A 20692-nucleotide genomic window follows, 5' to 3' on the forward strand; every position below is an offset into this window, starting at 1 on the left:
GTTGACGCGCCTGTCGTGAGCGTCACGATCGCTCCTTCTTTGCAGAGGGGCGGGCATGGTCCGATTAGCGCTCATCGCAGGCGTGGCGGCGTCGCTCGCCATGTCTTTCAGCGGTTCGGCCTCCGCGCAGGATGGCTGCAGGCAGGTCACCAGTTCCTGCTCGGCTCTGTTCAGGGACTGCGAGCAGAAGTGCAACACGGCCGGCCGCAATCCGTCGGCCTGCGTCGCCCGCGTCTGCAGCCAGCCGCTCGAAGGCTGCAAGGCGAACGGCGTCTGGCGCAGCGTCCAGAGCGGCTCGGCCTGCTGGGCGACGAAGAACAGGTCCTGAGTCGCCGAAGCCTCCGCCCCGAGCCGGAGGCTATCCGCCCAGCCGGTACTTCACGAAACCTTCGCCGGCATCGCCGACCGGCTGCGCCTTCAGCGCCTCCGGCTTCTTGCTCACGGCAGCCGGCGCGGTCGGGAAGGTGACGTTGACATTCGCCGGCAGCGGCTTCAGCGACCAGTTGCCATCGGCGGTGGGGTTGATCGTCTTCTTCTCGATGAGGAAGCGCACGATCACGTCGCGGTTGAGGTCGGGCGCCTCCAGCACCACCGTCGTCTTGGTGCCCGGGAAATTGCCGCCGCCGGAGGCGCGGTAGTTGTTGGTGACGACGATGAACTCGGCTGCCTCATTGATCGGCTTGCCCTGAAAAGCGAGGTCGACGATGCGGCGTGCGTCGGGCGCGACCAGCTTGCCGTCGCCGTCATAGCGCGAGGCTTGCGTCACATCGATCTGGTAGGTGACGCCGTCGATCACGTCGAAATTGAAGGCCGGAAAGCCCGGATTGATCAGTGGCTGCTCTTCGCTCTTGGCGATGTCGATCTTGTTGAAGATGCCGGCCGAGCGCTCCAGCCATTCGCGCAGCTGCGCGCCGCTGACTTTCACGATCTGCACCGTGTTCGGGTAGAGATAGATGTCGGCGACGTTCTTGATCGCGATCGGCCCGGCCGGGATGTCGGTGAAGAAGGCGGGGCCTGCGCGCCCGCCGGACTTGAACGGGGCGGCGGCCGAGAGGATCGGCAGATCCTTGTGCGGTGTCTGCGCCATCAGCGGCTTGGCATAGGCGATCTGCGCCTCCGCCACGATCTGCACGGACGGGTCGTCGGCGACCAGCGCGAAATAGCTGTTGATCGGCGCCGCCGTGGTGCCGACCGGCTCGCGCATGTAGGTCAGCGTCGCTTCGTGGTCGGCCTTCACCGTGGCGAGTACGGCCGCTTCGACCTCCGCCTTCGGCACGATCTTGCGGTCGGGCGTGCGCTCATAGATCGGCTTGGGATCGACCTTGAAATCGGCGATGCGCCAGCGCCCGTCGCGCCTCTCCAGCTCGAGGTCGACGATGCCGACATGCGAGCCCCAGAAGCCGGGCTGGCAGGCCGGCTTGCCGTGCAGCGAGCCCTTCTTGTTGTCGACGCCGGGAATGCCATCGAAGGCCTTGCCGCCGGGGAAGACGAGATGCTGGTGCCCGGTCAGCACGACATCGATGCCGTCGAGCTTGGCGAGGTGCAGCGCCGCGTTCTCCTCGCCACCCTTGCGCTCGCCGCCGGCGATGCCGGAATGGCACAGCGCGATGGTGAGGTCGGGATGGGCCTGCGCGATCTCCGGCAGGTATTTTTGCGCGGCCTCGACGATATCCGTCGCGGTCACCTTGCGATCGAGATTGCCCTTGTCCCACTGCATGATCTGCGGCGGCACGAAGCCGATCACCGCGATGTTGAGGACATGCTTTGTGCCGGCCTCGTCCTCGAAGCTCTGTTCGAAGATGCGCCAGGGCTCGATCAGCGTGCCGCCGCCGACGCGATCGACATTGGCGCAGACGATCGGGAACTCGGCGCGGGCGAGGCCGTGCTCGAGGAATTCCAGTCCATAGTTGAATTCGTGATTGCCGAGCGTGCCGCATTGATAGGGCAGGGCGTTCATCGCGGCGATCATTGGGTGGGTTTCGCCGGCCTTCAGGCCCTTCTTATAGGCGACGAAATCGCCGAGCGAGGAGCCCTGCAGGAAGTCGCCATTGTCGAAGAGCAGGCTGTTCTTCGCCTCGGCCTGGGCGGCCTTGATCAGGTTCGCCGTCTTGGCGAGGCCGACCGTGTCGTCGGGCGCGTCGCGGAAATAGTCGTAGGGAACGACGTTGACATGGAGGTCGCTGGTCTCCAGCAGCCGGAGCTTCAGCTTGGCCGGCGCCTGCGCGGCGAGGGGGCTCGTCAGCGCGCCGGCCGCAGCGATGGCGGCCCCGGCCTTGAGCGTGTCGCGGCGGCTGAAACGGGGGGCGCGGTCCATCATCGGCTCCTGAAGCAAGGTGCAGCGACAGACGCTAGCACCATGGCAGGACCGTGACACGGGGGAAGATGACGGCGCAGCCGTCATGCTCGGGCTTGACCCGAGCATCTCAGGCCGCAGGAGGCTGTGTTGGCGCCTTCTCGTTATGAGATTCTCGGATCTGCGCTTCGCTCCGTCCGAGAATGACGCTGTTCAGCGGCTCACGCCCTCCATCCGCACCCGCCCGTCGGCTCCTTCCGTCCACGCGGCGATGCCACCATCGTCCAGCCGCTTCGCCTTCACTTGGAACGCCTCGCCGGCGATCAGCGGCGCAAGCCCGCGATAGTCGAGCCGGATCGGCTCGCCGCCGGACAGCGTCGCGATGATGTTCATGATCAGCGTCGCCTGGATCGGCCCGTGCACCACGAGCCCGGCATAGCCTTCGACGCCGGTGACATAGGGCTGGTCGTAGTGGATGCGGTGGCTGTTGAAGGTGATCGCCGAATAGCGGAACAGCAACACCGGATCGGCCTCGATCGTCCAGGTCAGGTCGGCGGCGCGCGGCTCTGCCGGGGTCGGTGCCGGCGCCGGCTCGGAACCGGGTTTGGCCGCCTCGCGATAGACGATGTTGTGGCGCTCGCGCAGCGCGACGCCGCGTGCTGTTACCAGCTCATGATCGACCGCGACGAAGCAGAGCGGGCCGCTGCGTCCGTCCTTGTAGGAGACATCGCCGATGGTCGAGCGGCGGGTGACCTCGTCGCCGGTCCGTAAGGGCGCGATCGTCTCGATCCGCCCGCCGGCCCACATCCGCCGCGGCAGCGCGACCGGCGGCAGGAACTCACCCTTGGCGGCGTGCCCGTCCCGGCCGAGTGCCGCCATCGGCGAGATCGGCGGTGCCAAGCACCAGTGCAGAGCGAGTGGGGCCTCGCCTTCGGCATAGGGAGCAATATGCGGCGCGAAGGTCGCCTCATAGCTGGCGACGAGCCGCGGCGTGATCAGGTCGGAGGCCTGCTCAGTCTTGCCGATCCAGGACTTCAGATGGTCGATATTCATCGGGCTCAGTAGCTTCTCGGCATGCCAAGCACATGCTCGGCGAGATAGGACAGGATCAGGTTCGTCGAGATCGGCGCGACCTGATAGAGCCGCGTCTCCCTGAACTTGCGCTCGATGTCGTATTCCTCGGCGAAGCCGAAGCCGCCATGGGTCTGGATACAGGCGTTTGCTGCCTCGAAGGAGGCGTCCGCCGCCAGCAGCTTGGCCATGTTCGCCTCGGCGCCCGGATTGGCGCCGGCCTCGTAGAGCCGGATCGCCTCGCGCACCATCAGTTCGGCGGCGCGCATATTGGCGTAGGCCCTGGCGATCGGGAACTGGATGCCCTGGTTCTGGCCGATCGGCCGACCGAAGACCTGGCGCTCTTTCGCGTAATTCGAAGCCTTGTCGATGAACCATTTGGCGTCGCCGACGCATTCGGCCGCGATCAGGATGCGCTCGGCATTCATCCCCGAGAGGATGTAGCGGAAGCCCTTGCCCTCCTCGCCGACGAGGTTGGCGGCCGGCACCTTGACGTTGTCGAAGAAGACCTCGGTGGTGGCGTGGTTCATCATCGTGCGGATCGGCCGGATCGTCAGGCCGTCCTGCAACGCCTCGCGCATGTCGAGGATGAAGACCGAAAGCCCGTCGGTACGTTTCGCTACCTGATCGCGCGGCGTGGTGCGGGCGAGCAGCAGCATCAGGTCCGATTGCGCTGCGCGGCTGGTCCAGATCTTCTGACCGTTGATGATGTAGTAGTCGCCCTCGCGCCTAGCGGTGGTGCGCAAGGCAGTGGTGTCGGTGCCGCTGGTCGGCTCGGTGACGCCAAAGGCCTGCAGACGCAGGTCCCCGGAAGCGATCTTGGGCAGATAGCGCTGCTTCTGATCGGCGTTGCCATGGCGCAGCACCGTGCCCATCACATACATCTGGGCGTGGCAGGCGCCGCCATTGCAGCCCTGGCGCTGGATCTCCTCCATGATCACCGCCGCGGCTGACAGGGTGAGTCCCGCCCCGCCATACTCCTCCGGGATCAGCGCCGAGAGGAAGCCGCTCTCGGTCAGCGCCGTCACGAATTCGCTGGGATAGGCCATCTCGCGGTCGAGCTTGCGCCAGTACTCGCCCGGATAATCCGCGCACAGCTTCGCCACCGCCTCGCGGATGTCGGAATGGTCGTTGGATGTCGTCATGCTCATCTCAGGCTGATCGCGTTGCCTTCGCCGCGAATTCGCGGCGCAGTGCTTCATCATGCTCGCCAAGGCCGGGCGGCGCCCGCATCGGCACGCGCTTGCCGTCGACCAGCACCGGCGGCGCCAGCACTTCGATCGGGCCGTTCGGGGTCGGGACGGGCAGGGCCGTCGCGGCCGGATGGTCGATCAGATCGGCCATCGTCGAGACCGTGCCATAGGCGATGCGGGCCGCATCGAGCCCGGCCGCCGTCTCGGCGTAAGAGCGTGTGGCGAGCGTCGCCTGGATCGCGGCATCGAGCGCCGGGCGGTTGCGCACGCGCAGCACGTTGCTGAAGAAGCGCGGGTCTTCGAGGAGGCCGGCGTCGCCGAGCACGTCGCGAGCCAGGATCTGCCATTCGCGCTCGCTCTGGATCGAGATCAGCACCTCGGCATCGGCAAGGCGGAAGACGCCATAGGGCGCGATCGAGGGGTGGGCGAGGCCGAGCCGCGGCGGCTCGATGCCGCCATAGCGCCGGGTGAGATAGGGCACGTTCATCAGGTCGGCGATGGTGTCGAACAGTGAGAGCTGGATGCGCGAGCCCTCGCCGGTGCGACCGCGCCTGATGAGCGCTTCCAGGATCGCGGCATAGGCGGCGTTGCCGGTAGCGATGTCGGCGATCGAGATGCCGATCCGCGTCGGTCCGGAGTCCGGACTTCCGGTGACGGCGGCAAGGCCGGCCTCCGCCTGGATCAGGAGGTCATAGGCCTTCTTGGTGTAGTGCGGCGTGCCCGGCGCATAGCCGGAGATATCGCAGGTGATCAGCCTGGGGTGGCGCTGGCGCAGCGCCTCGCTGCCGATGCCGAGCCGGTCGGTGGCGCCGGGCGCGAAGTTCTGGATGAAGACATCGGCCTCGGCGAGCATTGCCTCGACCAGAGCGAGGTCCGTCTTGTCCTTGAGGTCGACCCGGCAGGATTCCTTGCCGCGATTGATCCAGACGAAATAGGAGGACAGGCCACCGGCATAATCGTCATAGCCGCGCGAGAAATCGCCTTCCTCGCGCTCCAGCTTGATGACGCGGGCGCCGGCGTCGGCGAGCCGGCAGCTCGCCATCGGAGCGGCCACGGCCTGCTCCAGGGCCACCACCAGGATTCCATCGAGAGCATTCGTCATCAGTCAGTCGCGCGCCTTCCGTTCCGCGCGAGAGATCGTTGTCGGCCCGGTGAAGTCAAATAGCGTTTCGCGATATCGGCCATAGCGCCCGGCTCCATAGAAAAACCCTATGGCCTTCATCGCTTTATCCTTCTTGTCCGACTGCTGGCTCTATGCGCCCCTTTTTGCCGGACGAGGCGCCGCTCAAGAGCGCCCGCTGTCATGCGAGGTTCAGGGAGGACGCTCATGAAAACGATGAAACTGGCGCTTGCCGCGCTGGCCGGCACGCTGCTCGCAGGCTCGGCGCTCGCACAGGACAAGCCGAAGGAACTGGTGGTCGGCATCGCCACCTTCCTGTCGGGCCCGGCCTCGGTCTTCGGCGTGCCCGGCCGCAACGCGGCGGACCTCCTGATCGAGGAGATCAACGCCAAGGGTGGCGTGCTCGGTGTGCCCCTGAAGCCGGTCTATGTCGACGAGGGCGCCGGCACCAATCAGCTGCTCTCCGAATATCGCCGCGTCGTGCAGGAGCAGGGTGCGCAAGTGATGCTGGGCGCGATCTCGTCCGGCTCCTGCAACGCGCTCGCCCCGGTCGCGGAGGACCTCAAGGTCGTCAACGTGATGTGGGATTGCGGCACGCAGACCATCTTCGAGGACGGCAAATGGAAATATTCCGTCCGGACGCAGGCCCATGCCGGCGCCGAGATGATGGCGACTCTGCTCTACCTGATGAAGGTCAAACCCGACTTCAAGAGCGTCGCGGTGGTCAACCAGGACTATGCCTGGGGCCGTGAATCCTGGGCGCTGCTGCAGGCCGGCCTCAAGGCGCTGAAGCCCGACGTCAAGGTCGTCGCCGAGCTCTTCCCGAAATTCGGCGCCCCTGATTTCTCGACCGAGATCACCCGGCTCTCGGCGCTGCGGCCGGACGTCGTGATCTCGACCTCCTGGGGCGGCGATCTCGACACCTTCGTCCAGCAGGCGGCGGCACGCGGCCTCCTGAAGCAATCGACCTTCGTGCTGCCTTTGGCCGAAAGCTCGCTGGAGCGGCTCGGCAATGTCCTGCCGGAGGGCGTGATCGTAGGCAGCCGCGGCGACCATTACTGGCGTCACCCGACGCACAAGGACACGCCGGAGATGCAGGCCTTCGTGAAGAAGTACAAGGACAAGACCGGCGTCTATCCGATCTACCCGACCTTCCACATGCAGCAGGCCCTGACCGGGTTGACCAAGGCCTATGAGAAAGCGGGCGCCGGCGGAAAGTGGCCGAGCAAGGAGGAGGTGATCGCCGCCTTCGAGGGCCTGGAGTTCAAGTCGCTGACCGGCACGATCACCATCCGCGCGGATCATCAGGGGCTGGAGGACCAGCTGCTCGGCACCACCAAGCGCGTGCCGGAATTCCCCTTCGCGGTCTATGACAAGATGGCGCTCTATCCCGGCAAGCTGGTGACCACGCCGCTCGGCGAGAAGTCGCTCGACTGGTTCGCCAAGGTGAAACCCGACCTCGTCACCGACAAGTCGATCGAGACCTTCGACTACGCGAAGTGATGCTGCTGCCGTCGCGGTTGTCGTCCCGGACAAGCCGCGTTAGCGGCGCCGATCCGGGACCCATGCCGGAACGGTTCAGGCATGGGTCCCGGACCTCCCTCCGATCGCCCGGGACGACTCGTGCTGAGAGCAGCCGTCCAAGAATCTGAAGAACGGACCGCATGCCTCCTGAAATGCTCCTCCTCGCCGCGCTAGACGGCCTGGCCTATGGCTCGCTGATCTTCCTGGTCGCGGTCGGGCTGTCGCTGATCTTCGGCGTGCTCGGCATCGTCAACGTCGCTCATGGCTCGTTCTATGCGCTCGGCGCCTATGTCGCTGCGGCTGCCGTGCTCGCGCTCGGCGCCGCCGGCCTGCCGACCTGGCTCGCCTTTCCGGCGCTGCTGCTCGCGGCGGCGCTGGTCGGCATCCTCGTCGGTGGCCTCGTCGAGATCGCGCTGCTGCGCCGGGTCTATGGCAAGGAGGAGGTGCTGCAGCTGATCGTCACCTTCGCCGTCTTCATGATCCTGGAGGACGCGCAGAAGGTCGTCTTCGGCGTGCAGCCCTATTTCGCCAACGCCCCGATGAACTGGCTCGGCACGGTCGAGGTCTTCGGCATCTTCTACACCACCTACCAGCTCATCCTGATGCCGCTGGTGGCGCTCGCGGTGCTGCTCGGCCTGCGCTTCTTCCTGCGCCGGACCAGCTTCGGCCGCGCCATCGTCGCGGTGACACAGGACCGCGAGGCCGCGACCGCCATGGGCATCGATGCGGCGCGGGTCTACCTGATAACCTTCATCATCGGCGCCTTCCTGGCGGCACTGGGCGGGGCGCTTGCATCGGCCACGACCTCGCTGACCCCCGGCATCGGCGCCGGCACGCTCGTCCTCTCCTTCGCGGTCGCCGCGACGGCCGGGCTCGGCCGCATCGAGGGCGCGGCGGTGGCGGCGCTGCTGATCGGGCTCGGGCGCTCGGCCGCGGTCTATTTCGCGCCGGAATTCGACGTGCTGATCCCTTATCTGATCATGATGCTCGTGCTGCTGGTCCGTCCGCAGGGCCTGTTCTCGACCGTGCAGACGAGGAAGGTGTGATGGCGCGCCAGCTCATCTTCGGCCTGGCGCTGATCGCGGCGCTCGCTGTCTTCCCGCTGTTCTCGCCCTGGTCGACGGTGATCCTGACCGTCGCGCTCTGCGAGGGGCTGGCGGCGCTCGGTATCATGGTGCTGCTGCGCGCCGGCCAGGTCTCCTTCGGCCACGGCCTGTTCTTCGCCTTCAGCGCCTATGCGGTCGCCTTCCTGGCGGCGGCCAAGGTTGGCCACGAGGCGCTGATCCTGATCCCGGTCGGCATGGCGGCGTCGGGCCTGCTCGCGGCGATCGTCGGGCTCTTCGTCGTGCGCTACCGGGCGATCTTCTTCGGCATGCTCAACCTCGCCATCTCCATGGTGTTCTTTTCGCTGCTGGAGAAGCTCTTCCCGATCACCGGCGGCGCCGACGGCAAGCGCGTGCCGCGCCCGACCTTCGCCGGCATCGAGTTCGGCCGCGAACAGTTCGAGCTCGCGACCTTCTATGTCACGCTGGTGCTCTGCATCGTCGCCGCGCTCTTCGTTGCCCGCTACCTGCTCTCGCCTGGTGGCAAGGCGCTGGAGGCGATCAAGTCGAACGAGACGCGGCTCGAATATCTCGGCGTCTCCCCGCGAAAAGTGCTCTACGGCGCCTATCTGCTCTCCGGCTTGCTGGCGGGCTTGGGCGGCGCCATCATCGCGCTGGTCTCCGGCCATGTCACACCGGAGCTGGCCTATTGGGTGCGCTCCGGCGAGTTCGTCTTCATCGCGATCCTGGGCGGCATCGGCGGCGTCGCCGGTCCTTTCCTCGGCGCGCTGATGTTCCAGATCATCCGTGGCTATGCGGCGGTCTACGCGCCCGAGACCTGGCATGCCGTGCTCGGCGTCATGCTGCTGGTCATCATCTTCTTCGCCCCCGCCGGCCTCTACGGCATCGTCGCCGGCAAGGGCGGCAAGCCGCAGCGCGAGGAGGGCGGGCGATGAGCGGCGTCATCCTCGAGGCGGACGACCTGCACCTGCGCTTCGGCGGCGTGCAGGCGGCGAATGGCGCCTCGCTCAAGGTCGTGGCGAATGAGCGCATCGCCATCATCGGCCCGAACGGCGCCGGCAAGACCACCTTCATCAATCTCTGCACCGGCTATCTCAAGCCGCAATCGGGCCGCGTCGTCTTCAATGGACAGGATGTGACGCGCCTCTCGCCGCAGGCGATCACCCGCCTTGGCATCGGCCGCTCCTTCCAGATCCCGCAGCTCTTCCTCGACAACAGCGTGATCGAGAACCTGCTGCTGGCGCTGTCGGCCCGCGAAGGCTCCTGGTCGCCCTTCCTCGCCATGCAGCGCCATCCCAAAGCCGAGGAGATGTGGGCGCTGCTCGATCTGGTCGGGCTGAAGGCGACCGGCAACCGCATCGTCCGCGAACTGCCGGAGGGCATGCGCAAGCTGATCGACATCGCGGTCGCGCTCGCGCTCGAACCGAAGCTGATCTTCATGGACGAGCCGACCAGCGGGGTATCCTCGACCGAGAAATTCCAGGTGATGGATACGCTGACCCGCGTGCTCGACGCCCGCGCCACCACGGCGGTCTTCGTCGAGCACGACATGGACGTCGTCGCCCGCTACGCCAATCGCGTCGCGGTCTGGACCGGCGGACGCATCGCCCATCAGGGCACGCCGGAGGAGATATTGAGTCATCCGGAGGTGCGCGAGACCGTGATCGGGGTGGGGGTCTGAGATGCTGGAGATCAGGGAGCTCTCGGCGCAGATCGAAGGCGTGCAGGTGCTGCGCCGGGCCTCGCTGTCGCTGGAGGAGGGGGCGACCGTCGCCCTGATCGGCCGCAACGGCGCCGGCAAGACCAGCCTGCTGCGCGCCATCATGGGCTTCATGACAGTGACCGGCGGCGCGATCAGTTTCGATGGCAAGCCGCTCGATACGGTGAAGGCACATGAGCGGCCGCGCCTCGGCATCGGTTATGCGCCGGAGGATCGCCGGCTGTTCTCGACCTTCACCATCGAGGAGAACATCCGCCTGCCGGCCGAGGTGATGAAGCTCGGCGAGACGGAGATCGCGCGAAGGCTGGAGCGCATCTATGCCGTGCTGCCCGAGCTCGCGGACCTGCGCCAGCGCCCGGCAGCGGGGCTCTCCGGCGGGCAGGGCAAGATGGCGGCGCTCGCCCGGGCGCTGATGGTCGGCAGCCGCGTCATCCTGCTTGACGAGCCCTTCCAGGGCCTCGCTCCGGTGCTGGCCAATCGCTATGCCGCTGCCCTGCGCGCTCTGCGCGACAGCCATCCCGACATCGCCTTGCTGATCACCGAATCCAACCCCAGTCTGCTGCGTAACTTCGCGGGCCGGGCTTATGCGATCGAGCGCGGCGAGGTCAGCGAAACGCAATTGGCCGAAAGCTCGCTCGCCGCAGCCGGGCTGCATTGAGACTGAACGAGACGGCATCGCCGTAGACGGAGACCATCATGACCCAGCACTTCATCAACGGCCGGCACGTCGCCGGCCGCACCGGCGAGACCATGGCGGTGCTCGCGCCGGCGACCGGCGAGGAATTCACCCGCATCGCCTGCGGCACTGCCGAGGATATCGACGATGCGGTGCGTGCGGCGCGCGCCGCCTATGAGGGCGCCTGGGGCAAGCTGACCGCGGCCGAGCGCGGCCGGCTGATCTCGAAGCTGGCGCTCAAGGTCCAGGATCATTTCGACGAGCTGGCGCGGATCGAGGCGCAGGACACCGGCAAGCCGATGGCGCAGGCGCGTGCCGATATCGAGGCGACCGTGCGCTATTTCGAGTTCTATGGCGGCGCCGCCGACAAGGTGCACGGCCACATCATCCCGTTCCTGAACGGCTACAATGTCAGCGTCGTGCACGAACCCTACGGCGTCACCGGCCATATCCTGCCCTGGAACTATCCGGCGCAGATGTTCGGCCGCTCGCTGACCGCCTCGCTCGCGATGGGCAATGCGGTGGTGCTGAAGCCGGCCGAGGACGCCTGCCAGACGGCGCTGCGCCTCGCCGAGCTCGCCAGCGAGGTCGGTTTCCCGGATGGCGCGATCAACATCGTCACCGGTCGCGGCCATGAGGCGGGCGAGGCGCTCTGCCGCAATCCCGGCGTCGGCTTCATCTCCTTCACCGGCTCGCCGCAGGTCGGCCAGATCATCCAGAAGGCCTGCGCCGACAATTTCATCACCTGCACGCTGGAGCTCGGCGGCAAGTCGCCCCAGATCGTCTTCGACGATGCTGATTTCGACGCCGCCGTGCCGATCGTCTGCAAAGCGATCGTGCAGAACACCGGACAGACCTGCTCGGCCGGCAGCCGCGTGCTGGTGCAGAAGAGCGTCTATGACGACTTCGTCGGCGCGGTCGCCAAGCAATTCGCCAAGCTGCGCGCCGGCACGCCCGAGATGGACCTCGATTGCGGCCCGGTGATCAACGCCAAGCAGCGCGGCCGGGTCCAGAGCTTCGTCGACCAGGCCCGTGAGCAGGGCATCCCGGTTCTGGCCGAGGGCGCGATCGCGCAGGGCGTGCCGAATGGCGGTTTCTACGTGACGCCGACCCTGTTCGGCCAGGTGCCGCGCGGCAACCGGCTGGAGCAGGAGGAGGTCTTCGGTCCCGTGCTCGCTGCCTTCTCCTTCGACGACGAGGAGGATGCGGTGAAGCTCGCGAACTCCACGCCCTACGGCCTCGTCGCCGGCGTCTGGACCAGTAATGGCGGGCGCCAGCAGCGCGTCGCCAAGCGCGTCCGCGCCGGCCAGGTCTTCATCAACGGCTATGGCGCCGGCGGCGGCATCGAACTGCCCTTCGGCGGCACCGGCAAGAGCGGCCATGGCCGCGAGAAGGGCTTCATGGCGCTGGAGGAGTTCGCCGTCGCCAAGACGATCGTGCACAAGCACGGGTGAGGTGGAACGAGTAGATCGCGGCCAGGTTGTTCATCCGTAAGGAGTAGCTTGGGATCGTACGGGAACAGGTCTTGCGCCCGGAAGCGGGCGCAAGCATTGATTTGTCATGGGCATGCTGCCGGCAGGCGATACCGTCGATATCTTGGGAGGATTACTTGCGCCCCTGCAGGGCCGGCGCATCCTCGACATCGGCTGCGGCCGGGGCAATCTGCTGCAGGCGCTGGCCGAGCGAGGCGCGAGCGTCGCCGGGCTCGATCCGGACGAGGCGATGCTGGAGGTGGCGCAGACGCTCGTGCCGAAGGCTGTGCTGAAGCAGGGCTGCGCCCAGCTCCTGCCCTTCGGCGATACCAGCATGCACGCCGCGATCTTCCTCAACAGCCTGCACCATATCCCTATCCCCGACATGCTGCTGGCACTGGAGGAGGCCGCCCGCGTCGTTGGCAAGGGTGGCAGCGTGATCGTCGTCGAATCCCTGTCGGAAGGATCGTTCTTCGATGCGCTGCGGCTGATCGAGGACGAAACCGAGGTTCGGCAGGCAGCACAGGATGCGATCGTCAGGGCGAGGCGCCTCGGCATCGTCAGCGAGATCAGGCAGATCGAATACGACCGCATCGAAACGTTTCGCGATGCCGAGGCCTTCCTGGCGCGTGCCGTCGTGATCGATCCGTCGCGTGAGGAGCGGGCGCAAGCGGCGCGCGGCAAGCTGCTCGCCCGCTTCGAGGCGCTGTCGGATCACGACAAGGGCGGCTATGTCCTGCACCAGCCGCTGCGGCTGCACCACCTCAAGGTGCCGTTCGCCGCGAAGCCGGCCGGCACGTCCGCGATGTTCGGCTGAGGCTCAGCCCGCCCCGGCTGGGGCCGGCAGCCGAGGATCCTTCACCCGTCCCGGCCATTCGCTGGTGATGCCCGGCTGGACCGGCCGCTCCAGATAGGTCGAGAGCACGACATAGCTGCGCGTCGCGGTGACGCCGGGCACGTCGTAGAGCTTCGCCAGCAGGCCTTCGAGCGCGTGGGTGCTCTGCGTGCGCACCTTCAGCATCATGCAGGTGTCGCCGGCGACCGAATGGATCTCCTCGACCTCGGGATGGGTTTCGATCGCCAAGAGCGTCGTCGTCTTGCCCCAGCCGGTGGTGTCGACATGGACGAAGGCGAGCAGCGTCTTGCCGGTCGCTTCCGGCTCGATCAGCGCCGCGATCCGCCTGATCGCTCCGGAGCGTCGCAGCCGCTTCACCCGCTCATGCGCCGCCGGCGGCGACAAGCCGACCCGCTCGCCGAGATCGGCGTAGCTGATCGTCGCATCCTCGACCAGGACGCCTAACAGCTTTCGGTCCATCGCATCGAGTTCGCGCTCGGACCCGCGGCTGCGCCGAACGCCATCTGTTTTTTCAAGCATTCGCTAATCTCCGATTGAACCAGAATTTCATTCGGTCATTCTGCTAAAATGACGAATAAAAATCAAACAGCTTCCGAAGTGTCCCGGATACCGGCCGCAGCCTATGCGCTCTGCCTGTGCATCGGGCTCGTCGGCGCCAACTCTTTGGCGCTGGGGCCGATCGCGCCCAGCGTGGCGGAGAGCTTCACCAGCAGCGTGCCAGCGGTGATGACGGCCTCGGCCGCCTTCGGCATCGGCACGGCGGCGAGCGCCTTGCTGCTCGCCGGGTTGATCGACCGCGTCGGTGCCGGACGGGTCTTGCGCTATGCCCTGCTGGCTTTCCTCGCTGCGCTTGCTGCGAGCGGGGCGGCTCCCGTCCTGCCGGCCTTCGTCGGCGCGCAGTTGCTGGCTGGGCTCGCCGCCGGCCTCGCGCTGCCGTCGATCTATACGCTGGCGGCGCTGGCGGCGCCTCCCGGCCGGGAGAGCGACACGCTCGGCGTCGTCCTGTTCGGCTGGACGCTCAGCATGGTCGCGGGCGTTTCGCTTTCAGCGGTGATCGCCGATCTCTTCGGCTGGCGCATGGTCTACGCCATCGTCGTCGTCGCCGGGCTCGCCGCCATGGCCGGGACCACGAAGCTGACCGCAGGCGGCGCCGCGACCGGACGCGCTGCGCCGTCGCCGCTCTCGGCCCTGCGCGTGCCTGGCATCGCGCCGCTGCTGCTTGCCTGCGCCGCCTTCATGGCCTCGTTCTATGGCGTCTACGCCTATGTCGGCGATCATCTGCATCGCGGGCTCGGTCTGCCGGTCAGCGCCGGTGGTCTGCTTGCCCTGTGCTACGGCCTCGGCTTCGGCGCGACGACCTTCCTCGACCGCTGGATCGACCGCCTCGGCCCGGCCCGCCTGCTGCCGCTGTTCTTCGCGGTGGTCGGCGGCGTCTATCTGGTGATGACGGCAGCCGCTGCGTCCTACCCAGCGATGCTCGCCGTCGTCTTCTGCTGGGGCATGGCCAATCACGCCGCGCTGAACGTGTTGATCCTCCGGCTGGCGGCGCTCGATCCCGGCCGCCGCGGCGCGATCATGGGGCTCAACAGTGGCGTGACCTATCTCGCGCTCTTCGTCGGGACGACGGGCTTCGGGCCGGTCTATGCCCATGCCGGCTTTCCGGCGCTGGCCGGGCTCGCGGTGGCGCTGATGCTCGTGGCGGCCCTTGCGACGATCCTCGCTTCTCGCCGCGGATCGGAGGCGAGCCCGGCGCCGCAAGGTCATCGATAGCACCAACTCGCCCCCGCAGGAGCAGGCGTGCGCGCACGCCATGACAATGGCATAAGGGCTCCCGAGACAGGGGAATCGGGTGCCTGAAACGACGACGGCCAGCCTCGCTGGCGCCATCGCGGTCGATCTGATCGCCGTTCTCGTCGCGGTCGTGAACGGCTCGCCATCGGTGCTCACCGTCCAGAACGGCGATGCCCTGCCATCCGGGCCGTTCGAGGATGCGCATCGCTCCCTGCAGACCGGTTTGCGCACCTGGGTCGAGGAGCAGACGCATCACCCCCTCGGCTATGTCGAGCAGCTCTATACCTTCGCGGACCGGGATCGGAGTGCGGCGGGCTCGTCGCAGCGTGTGATCTCGATCAGCTATCTCGGCCTGACGCGCGAGACGCGGGGCGAGGTCGGCTGGCGCAGCTGGTACGACTATTTCCCCTGGGAGGACCATCGCGACGGCCCGCCGGCCATCATCGCAGAGCATCTCGCGCCGCGTTTGCGCGATTGGGCAAAGGCCGGCGGCACCGCGGCCCTGTCCGAGGCGCGCTGGCGTCGATGCGCATCCGTGTTCGGTCTCGATGGGGAGGGTTGGAACGAAGAGCTCGTCCTGCAGCGCTACGAGCTTCTCTATGAGGCGGCCCTGGTTCCGGAGCGGGTGAGAGACACTGCTGTGCAGTCCGGCGCCGAATACGTGCCGGGCAAAGCGATGACCGGCGATCACCGCCGCATCCTGGCTACGGGCATCGCCCGGCTGCGGGCCAAGATCAAATACCGTCCGGTCGTCTTCGAGCTGATGCAGCCCGCCTTCACGCTGCTCCAGCTCCAGCGCGCCGTCGAAGCCTTGGCCGGCCGGCTCGTCCACAAGCAGAATTTCCGCAGGCTGATCGAACAGCAGGAACTGGTCGAAGAGACCGGCGTCACCACCTCCGACACCGGCGGGCGGCCGGCGAAGCTCTTCCGTTTCCGCCACGCCGTCCTGGCCGAACGGGCCGCTGCCGGGACAAAGTTACCGCTGACCAGGGCTTGACAGGTCTTATACTCAGAGTAAGCATATGCCAGATTTATGCTCACATGGAGTATAAGAAAGATGGCCCCATTTGCTGCTGCTCGGGCACGAACCGAGGACCTTTACGAACGCGTGCGCCGGGTGATCCCGGCCGCTGAATGGCCGGTCTTCGCTGGGGATGTCGAGGCGATCCTCGAACTCAAGCGTAAGCGCAACGCGGTCATTCTGGCGCACAATTACCAGACGCCGGAGATCTTCCACTGCGTCGCGGATATCGTCGGCGACAGCCTCGCTCTGGCGCGCAAGGCGATGACGGTCGATGCCGACGTGATCGTACTGGCCGGCGTCCACTTCATGGCCGAGACCGCCAAGCTGCTCAATCCGGACAAGACCGTGTTGATCCCGGATCTCGATGCTGGCTGCTCCCTGGCGGATTCGATCACGGCGGCGGATGTGCGGCTGATGCGGGCGCGCTATCCGGGCGTGCCGATCGTCACCTATGTCAACACCTCGGCGGCGGTGAAGGCGGAGTCTGACATCTGCTGCACCTCGGGCAACGCCAAGGCGGTGGTCGAATCCCTCGGTAGCGAGCGCGTGATCATGCTGCCGGACGAGTATCTCGCCCGCAACATCGCGGCCGAGACCAGCGTCGAGATCATCGCCTGGAAAGGCCATTGCGAGGTGCATGAGCGCTTCACGCCGGGTGACATCGCCGAGCTACGCGAGGCCAATCCGGGGGTGGTCGTCCTGGCGCATCCGGAATGCCCGCCGGATGTGGTCGCCGTCTCCGATTTCGCCGGCTCGACTGCGGCGATGGCGGACTATGTTACGGCCAACAAGCCGGCGCGCGTCGTGCTGATGACGGAATGCTCGATGAGCGACAATGTCGCGGTCCTGCATCCCGATGTCGACTTCATCCGCCCCTGCAATCTCTGCCCGCACATGAAGCGGATCACGCTGCCGAACATCCGCCGGGCGCTGGAGGAGATGCGCCATGCGGTGACGCTCGATCCGGCGACGGCGGAAGGCGCGCGCCGCGCGGTCGAGCGCATGCTGGCGGTATGATGCCCGAGATCCAGCGCCTGAACGGCAGGCCGGTGATCATCGGCGCCGGCCTCGCCGGGCTGATGACCGCGCTGCATCTGGCGCCCGAGCCGGTCCTGCTCCTGTCCTCGGCCAGTCTTGGAACGCAGTCGTCGAGCGGCTGGGCGCAAGGCGGTCTGGCGGCAAGCCTCGGTGCGGACGACAGTCCAGAGCTGCACCTCGCCGATACGCTCGCCGCCGGCGACGGGCTCTGCGACCCCGGCATCGCCGAGCAGGTGACGAGGGCCGCTCCGGTCGCGATCGAGGCGCTGATGCGCCATGGCGCCATGTTCGATCATGCGCCAGACGGCGCGTTGCGGTTGGGGCTGGAGGCGGCGCATTGCCGCCGCCGTATCGTGCACGCTGCCGGTGACGGCACCGGCCGCGAGCTGATGCGGGCGCTGGTCGAGGCGGCGCGGCGGACGCCGTCGATCACGATCCTCGAAGGCGTCACGGCGCAGTCATTGCTGCTCGCCGATGGCGAGGTGGCGGGCGTGCTGGCCCGCGATGACGCCGGTCGCCTGGTCGTGTTCGACACGCGCCGTGCGGTCATTGCCACCGGCGGTGTCGGCGGCCTCTTTCCGCATAGTTCCAACCCGCTGACATCCTGCGGGCAGGGTCTGGCGCTGGCGGCGCGGGCAGGGGCGGTGCTGGCCGACATGGAGTTCGTCCAGTTTCATCCGACCGTGCTCGACGGCCCGGCGCGGCCGATGCCGCTGGTCAGCGAGGCGGTGCGCGGCGAGGGCGCGACACTGATCGACGAAAGCGGTGAGCGCTTCATGGCAGGCGCGCCCGGTGCGGAGCTCGCTCCGCGCGACGTCGTAGCGCGCCGGGTCTGGGCGCATCTGCAGGCCGGCCATAATGTCTTTCTCGACGCGCGTTCGGCGCTGGGAGCGAGCTTCCCGCAGCGTTTCCCAACGATCGCCGCAGCCTGCTGGGCGGCAGGCATCGATCCGGCGACGCAACCGATCCCGGTCCGGCCGGCGGCGCATTATCACATGGGCGGCATCGCCGTGGACGGCGAGGGGCGGTCTACCGTTCCCGGGCTCTGGGCCTGCGGCGAGGCAGCCTGCACCGGGCTGCACGGCGCCAACCGGCTCGCCAGCAATTCCCTGACCGAAGCCGTCGTTTGCGCCGCCTGGGTTGCGCAGAGTCTCGGTGGGATGCCGGCGGGGCCGGCGCGCCGCGTGAACGAGCCGGCGATGGCTCCGATGCCGCTGGCGGATGCCGCGCCGGCGCGCGCCATTCTGGGCGAGGCGCTCGGTGTCCTGCGCGATCGGGCCGGACTCGAAGCCGGGGTGCGCCAACTGCTGCCGCTCGCGACCGGCTCGACGGCCGCGGCCGATCCGGCTCTGGTCGGCCTGATGATGGCGGTCGCGGCGCTGCGGCGCGAGGACAGTGTCGGGGCGCACTACCGCACGGATTTCCCGCATGCTCGCGCGGCGCGGCGACGTTCAACCCTCTCGCTCGACGCCGCCCTTGAGCAGGCACGAAATCTCGTTGCGCTGCCAGTCGAGTGCCAGCGCGAGCGGTTGCTGGAGCCAAGTCTCACATCTGGATGACGTGTCGGATCGTGCGGCCTTCGTTCAGCGCGTCGAAGCCTTCATTGATCCCCTCGAGCGGGCTCGAACTGGTCCAGAGCTTGTCGACCGGCATGCGGCCGCGCTGGTAGAGATCGATGAAGCGGGGAATGTCGCGCACCGGTATGCAGGAGCCGACATAGGAGCCCTTCAGCGTCCGCTCCTCGCCGACGAGCCGGACCGGTGCCAGCGACATCGTATGGGCGGGATTGGCGAGGCCGGCCGTCGTCGTCGTGCCGCCGCGCCGCGTGATCTGGTAGGCGAGTTCCAGCGCCTTCACCGAGCCGGCCATTTCGAGTCCGTGGTCGACACCTCCCTTCGTGGCGGCGCGGATCGCCTCGACGACATCGGGCGCGCCGGCATTGAAAGTGTCGGTCGCGCCGAGCTCGCGGGCGATCCTGAGCTTGTCGTCCGAGAGGTCGACGGCAATGACGCGCGAGGCGCCGCAGGCGACGGCACCGAGCAGGGCCGAGAGGCCGACGCCGCCGAGCCCGACGACCGCAGCCATCTCGCCCGCGCGGACCTTGGCGGTATTCACCGCAGCGCCGACGCCGGTCAGCACGGCGCAGCCGAACAAGGCCGCGATCTCGTGCGGGATGTCGGCCTCGATCTTCACCAGCGAATGGCGCGACATCACCGTGTGCTCGGCGAAGGCGGAGACGCCGACATGGTGGTTGACCGGCTTGCCATTCTGCGAGAGCCGGCGGCCACCGGCCATCAGTTCGCCGACGCCATTGGCGGCATTGCCGGGCTCGCACAAGGCAGGGCGCCCCTCGCTGCACGGCGCGCAATGGCCGCAGGAGGGCACGAAGACCATGACGACGCGATCGCCCTTCCTGAGGTCGGTGACGCCGGGGCCGACCTCCTCGACCTCGCCGGCAGCCTCATGGCCGAGCACCATCGGCACCGGGCGCGGCCGGTTGCCGTCGATGACCGAGAGGTCGGAATGGCAGAGGCCCGCGGCGCGCACCCTGACCAGCACCTCGCCCATCGCTGGCGGGGAGAGTTCGACCTCCTCGATCCGGAGCGGCTTCGACTGCGCATAGGGCGCGGTGACGGGGCTGGCGTGCAGCACGGCGGCGCGGGTCTTCAAGGCGTGTCCTCGTGAGCTGATTTGCGGGCGAGTGTTCGGCCCGCGGCGCCGCCTGTCAAAGACGAAATCCCGATCAGCCGTATAAGGCGGGCGGATCGGTCTCGTCGCCGAGCGTCGCGGTCCAGCGCTCGTCGGCAACGAGGCCTCGCAGGATCTCCCAGGAAAGCTGGCCGATGGCGCGCGCGGCGGCCGTCATCGGCCGCTCGGTCGAATAGGCGAGATAGACCTTGCGATAGAGCGAGGGCTCCTCGAGTGACCAGGTGTGGAAGATGCCGGCCTTCTCTTGCGCCCTGACCGCCATGCGCGGCAGGATGCCATAGCCGAGGCCGCGTTCGGCCAGGCGCTTGATCTGGCTGTAGGATTCAATCTCGACCGCGGCGTGGACGGTAGCGTTGATGCCCGCTGCCGCCTCGTCGATCTGGTCGCGCAGGCCATGGCCTGGCCCGGGCAGGATCAGGTCGAGCCCGGCCGCCTCGGTCAGGGTCACCGCCTTGCCGGGAGCCGTCTTGAGCGCCGTAAGGGCCGGCACGCCGAACAGGCAGAGTTCCTCCGTCAGGATATGGTGGATGCCGAGCCCCTTCGGGTCCGAGGTCGAGTAGATCACCGCGAGGTCGACCTCGCCCTTGCGCAGCCAGTCGAGCACGAAACCGCTCATCGCCTCGGCGATGCGGATGCGCACATCCGGAAAGCGCTCCTGCGTCGCCTCGATCAGCGGCACGCTGAACTGCTCGCTGACCGTGCCCGGCAGGCCGATGCGGACCTCGCCGGCCGGCGCCGCCTGCTCGCCGCGGACGCTGTCGCGCAGTTCAGCGAACTCGGCGAGGATGGTGCGGGCCTTGGCGAGCAGACGCTCGCCGGCCTCGGTCGGCTGCACGCCGCGCGTGCCGCGATGCAGCAGGGCGACGCCGAGCTCGTCCTCCATATGGCGCAGATGCTGGCTCAGCGCCGGCTGCGCCACTCGAAGCTTGCCTGCCGCCTTGGAGAACGAGCCCTGTTCGACGATGGCCGTAAAATAGCGCAACTGGCGCAGATCCATCGCCGCCCGATCCCCCTCGGTCATGGTCCGATGCCGCCATATCGAGCGGCAGCTTTCGCTTATGCAGACTAGAGCGAAGCCTTATTGGCCGTCCACTCCGCGGGCGTGCATCTTTCCCTTCCGGCAAGGCCTGTCGCGACACTA

General features: G+C 67.5%; 19 protein-coding genes. 12 read left to right on the plus strand and 7 right to left on the minus strand.

Features of this window, described 5'->3' with window-relative positions; translation table 11 throughout:
- The first annotated feature begins 100 nt into the window (after positions 1-100).
- Positions 101-328 carry a hypothetical protein gene (locus AC07O0_RS03510; RefSeq protein ID WP_494620064.1) on the plus strand — a complete coding sequence of 76 codons (228 nt, stop codon included), beginning with the start codon at positions 101-103 and terminating at the stop codon, positions 326-328.
- A gap of 30 nt (positions 329-358) precedes the next feature.
- On the opposite strand, the gene AC07O0_RS03515 is transcribed toward AC07O0_RS03510, so the two are convergent.
- From AC07O0_RS03515 to AC07O0_RS03530, 4 genes are all read right to left on the minus strand, one after another.
- Entirely contained in the window at positions 359-2317 is a 1959-nt protein-coding gene (locus tag AC07O0_RS03515; protein WP_494620066.1) for a bifunctional 2',3'-cyclic-nucleotide 2'-phosphodiesterase/3'-nucleotidase, read from the minus strand.
- Positions 2318-2506: 189 nt separating this feature from the next.
- Positions 2507-3346, minus strand: a complete 840-nt coding sequence (locus tag AC07O0_RS03520; protein WP_494620068.1) for an HTD2 family dehydratase — start codon at positions 3344-3346, stop codon at positions 2507-2509.
- 5 nt (positions 3347-3351) lie between these two features.
- A complete protein-coding gene (locus AC07O0_RS03525) occupies positions 3352-4509 on the minus strand; it encodes an acyl-CoA dehydrogenase family protein (protein WP_494620070.1) in 1158 nt (385 codons plus the stop codon).
- Positions 4510-4516: 7 nt separating this feature from the next.
- Complete coding sequence (locus AC07O0_RS03530) at positions 4517-5659, minus strand: CaiB/BaiF CoA transferase family protein (RefSeq protein ID WP_494620071.1); 1143 nt, start codon at positions 5657-5659, stop codon at positions 4517-4519.
- 225 nt (positions 5660-5884) lie between these two features.
- Here AC07O0_RS03530 and AC07O0_RS03535 point away from each other — a divergent pair, with 225 nt between their 5' ends.
- From AC07O0_RS03535 to AC07O0_RS03565, 7 genes are all read left to right on the plus strand, one after another.
- On the plus strand, positions 5885-7180 hold the full coding sequence (locus AC07O0_RS03535) for an ABC transporter substrate-binding protein (RefSeq protein ID WP_494620073.1): 1296 nt from the start codon (positions 5885-5887) through the stop codon (positions 7178-7180).
- 161 nt (positions 7181-7341) lie between these two features.
- Positions 7342-8247 (plus strand): branched-chain amino acid ABC transporter permease, encoded by a 906-nt coding sequence (locus AC07O0_RS03540; protein ID WP_494620075.1) that lies wholly within the window; start codon positions 7342-7344, stop codon positions 8245-8247.
- Positions 8247-9200, plus strand: coding sequence for a branched-chain amino acid ABC transporter permease (locus tag AC07O0_RS03545; RefSeq protein WP_494620077.1), 954 nt, complete (start codon positions 8247-8249; stop codon positions 9198-9200). The genes AC07O0_RS03540 and AC07O0_RS03545 overlap by 1 nt, the downstream gene beginning before the upstream one ends.
- Positions 9197-9946, plus strand: coding sequence for an ABC transporter ATP-binding protein (locus tag AC07O0_RS03550; RefSeq protein WP_494620078.1), 750 nt, complete (start codon positions 9197-9199; stop codon positions 9944-9946). Before AC07O0_RS03545 ends, AC07O0_RS03550 begins: the two co-directional genes overlap by 4 nt.
- A 1-nt stretch (position 9947) precedes the next feature.
- Positions 9948-10643 (plus strand): ABC transporter ATP-binding protein, encoded by a 696-nt coding sequence (locus AC07O0_RS03555; protein WP_494620080.1) that lies wholly within the window; start codon positions 9948-9950, stop codon positions 10641-10643.
- 38 nt (positions 10644-10681) lie between these two features.
- Positions 10682-12115 (plus strand): aldehyde dehydrogenase family protein, encoded by a 1434-nt coding sequence (locus tag AC07O0_RS03560; RefSeq protein WP_494620082.1) that lies wholly within the window; start codon positions 10682-10684, stop codon positions 12113-12115.
- Between the two features lie 106 nt (positions 12116-12221).
- Positions 12222-12950 carry a class I SAM-dependent methyltransferase gene (locus AC07O0_RS03565; RefSeq protein WP_494620084.1) on the plus strand — a complete coding sequence of 243 codons (729 nt, stop codon included), beginning with the start codon at positions 12222-12224 and terminating at the stop codon, positions 12948-12950.
- A gap of 3 nt (positions 12951-12953) precedes the next feature.
- Here the strand turns inward: AC07O0_RS03565 and AC07O0_RS03570 are convergent, their stop codons facing one another.
- Positions 12954-13508: an Lrp/AsnC family transcriptional regulator gene (locus AC07O0_RS03570; protein ID WP_494620086.1), complete on the minus strand. Its 555-nt coding sequence runs from the start codon at positions 13506-13508 to the stop codon at positions 12954-12956.
- A 48-nt stretch (positions 13509-13556) separates the two neighbouring features.
- Between AC07O0_RS03570 and AC07O0_RS03575 the strand changes: the two genes are divergently transcribed.
- The 4 genes from AC07O0_RS03575 (at position 13557) to AC07O0_RS03590 (ending at position 18401) form a co-directional block, all read left to right on the plus strand.
- Complete coding sequence (locus AC07O0_RS03575; protein ID WP_494620088.1) at positions 13557-14759, plus strand: MFS transporter; 1203 nt, start codon at positions 13557-13559, stop codon at positions 14757-14759.
- Positions 14760-14838: 79 nt separating this feature from the next.
- On the plus strand, positions 14839-15777 hold the full coding sequence (locus tag AC07O0_RS03580) for an NUDIX hydrolase (protein WP_494620090.1): 939 nt from the start codon (positions 14839-14841) through the stop codon (positions 15775-15777).
- Positions 15778-15837: 60 nt separating this feature from the next.
- On the plus strand, positions 15838-16821 hold the full coding sequence (gene nadA, locus AC07O0_RS03585) for a quinolinate synthase NadA (protein ID WP_494620092.1): 984 nt from the start codon (positions 15838-15840) through the stop codon (positions 16819-16821).
- Positions 16818-18401, plus strand: coding sequence for an L-aspartate oxidase (locus AC07O0_RS03590; protein WP_494620094.1), 1584 nt, complete (start codon positions 16818-16820; stop codon positions 18399-18401). Before nadA ends, AC07O0_RS03590 begins: the two co-directional genes overlap by 4 nt.
- Here the strand turns inward: AC07O0_RS03590 and AC07O0_RS03595 are convergent.
- Both AC07O0_RS03595 and AC07O0_RS03600 read right to left on the minus strand, forming a co-directional pair.
- A complete protein-coding gene (locus AC07O0_RS03595; protein ID WP_494620096.1) occupies positions 18388-19512 on the minus strand; it encodes a zinc-dependent alcohol dehydrogenase family protein in 1125 nt (374 codons plus the stop codon). The two genes, AC07O0_RS03590 and AC07O0_RS03595, sit on opposite strands and share 14 nt — an antisense overlap.
- Positions 19513-19585: 73 nt before the next feature.
- On the minus strand, positions 19586-20572 hold the full coding sequence (locus AC07O0_RS03600; RefSeq protein WP_494620098.1) for a LysR family transcriptional regulator: 987 nt from the start codon (positions 20570-20572) through the stop codon (positions 19586-19588).
- Positions 20573-20692 lie beyond the last annotated feature (120 nt).

Source organism: Allobosea sp. GW821-FHT10B12, from assembly GCF_059415545.1.

Excerpts from the sequence above, each read along its gene's own strand:
- AC07O0_RS03510 (WP_494620064.1), top strand. The coding sequence starts at position 101 with ATGTCTTTCAGCGGTTCGGCCTCCGCGCAGGATGGCTGCAGGCAGGTC.
- AC07O0_RS03515 (WP_494620066.1), bottom strand. The coding sequence starts at position 2,317 with ATGATGGACCGCGCCCCCCGTTTCAGCCGCCGCGACACGCTCAAGGCC.
- AC07O0_RS03520 (WP_494620068.1), bottom strand. The coding sequence starts at position 3,346 with ATGAATATCGACCATCTGAAGTCCTGGATCGGCAAGACTGAGCAGGCC.
- AC07O0_RS03525 (WP_494620070.1), bottom strand. The coding sequence starts at position 4,509 with ATGACGACATCCAACGACCATTCCGACATCCGCGAGGCGGTGGCGAAG.
- AC07O0_RS03530 (WP_494620071.1), bottom strand. The coding sequence starts at position 5,659 with ATGACGAATGCTCTCGATGGAATCCTGGTGGTGGCCCTGGAGCAGGCC.
- AC07O0_RS03535 (WP_494620073.1), top strand. The coding sequence starts at position 5,885 with ATGAAAACGATGAAACTGGCGCTTGCCGCGCTGGCCGGCACGCTGCTC.
- AC07O0_RS03540 (WP_494620075.1), top strand. The coding sequence starts at position 7,342 with ATGCCTCCTGAAATGCTCCTCCTCGCCGCGCTAGACGGCCTGGCCTAT.
- AC07O0_RS03545 (WP_494620077.1), top strand. The coding sequence starts at position 8,247 with ATGGCGCGCCAGCTCATCTTCGGCCTGGCGCTGATCGCGGCGCTCGCT.
- AC07O0_RS03550 (WP_494620078.1), top strand. The coding sequence starts at position 9,197 with ATGAGCGGCGTCATCCTCGAGGCGGACGACCTGCACCTGCGCTTCGGC.
- AC07O0_RS03555 (WP_494620080.1), top strand. The coding sequence starts at position 9,948 with ATGCTGGAGATCAGGGAGCTCTCGGCGCAGATCGAAGGCGTGCAGGTG.
- AC07O0_RS03560 (WP_494620082.1), top strand. The coding sequence starts at position 10,682 with ATGACCCAGCACTTCATCAACGGCCGGCACGTCGCCGGCCGCACCGGC.
- AC07O0_RS03565 (WP_494620084.1), top strand. The coding sequence starts at position 12,222 with ATGGGCATGCTGCCGGCAGGCGATACCGTCGATATCTTGGGAGGATTA.
- AC07O0_RS03570 (WP_494620086.1), bottom strand. The coding sequence starts at position 13,508 with ATGCTTGAAAAAACAGATGGCGTTCGGCGCAGCCGCGGGTCCGAGCGC.
- AC07O0_RS03575 (WP_494620088.1), top strand. The coding sequence starts at position 13,557 with ATGACGAATAAAAATCAAACAGCTTCCGAAGTGTCCCGGATACCGGCC.
- nadA (WP_494620092.1), top strand. The coding sequence starts at position 15,838 with ATGGCCCCATTTGCTGCTGCTCGGGCACGAACCGAGGACCTTTACGAA.
- AC07O0_RS03590 (WP_494620094.1), top strand. The coding sequence starts at position 16,818 with ATGATGCCCGAGATCCAGCGCCTGAACGGCAGGCCGGTGATCATCGGC.
- AC07O0_RS03600 (WP_494620098.1), bottom strand. The coding sequence starts at position 20,572 with ATGACCGAGGGGGATCGGGCGGCGATGGATCTGCGCCAGTTGCGCTAT.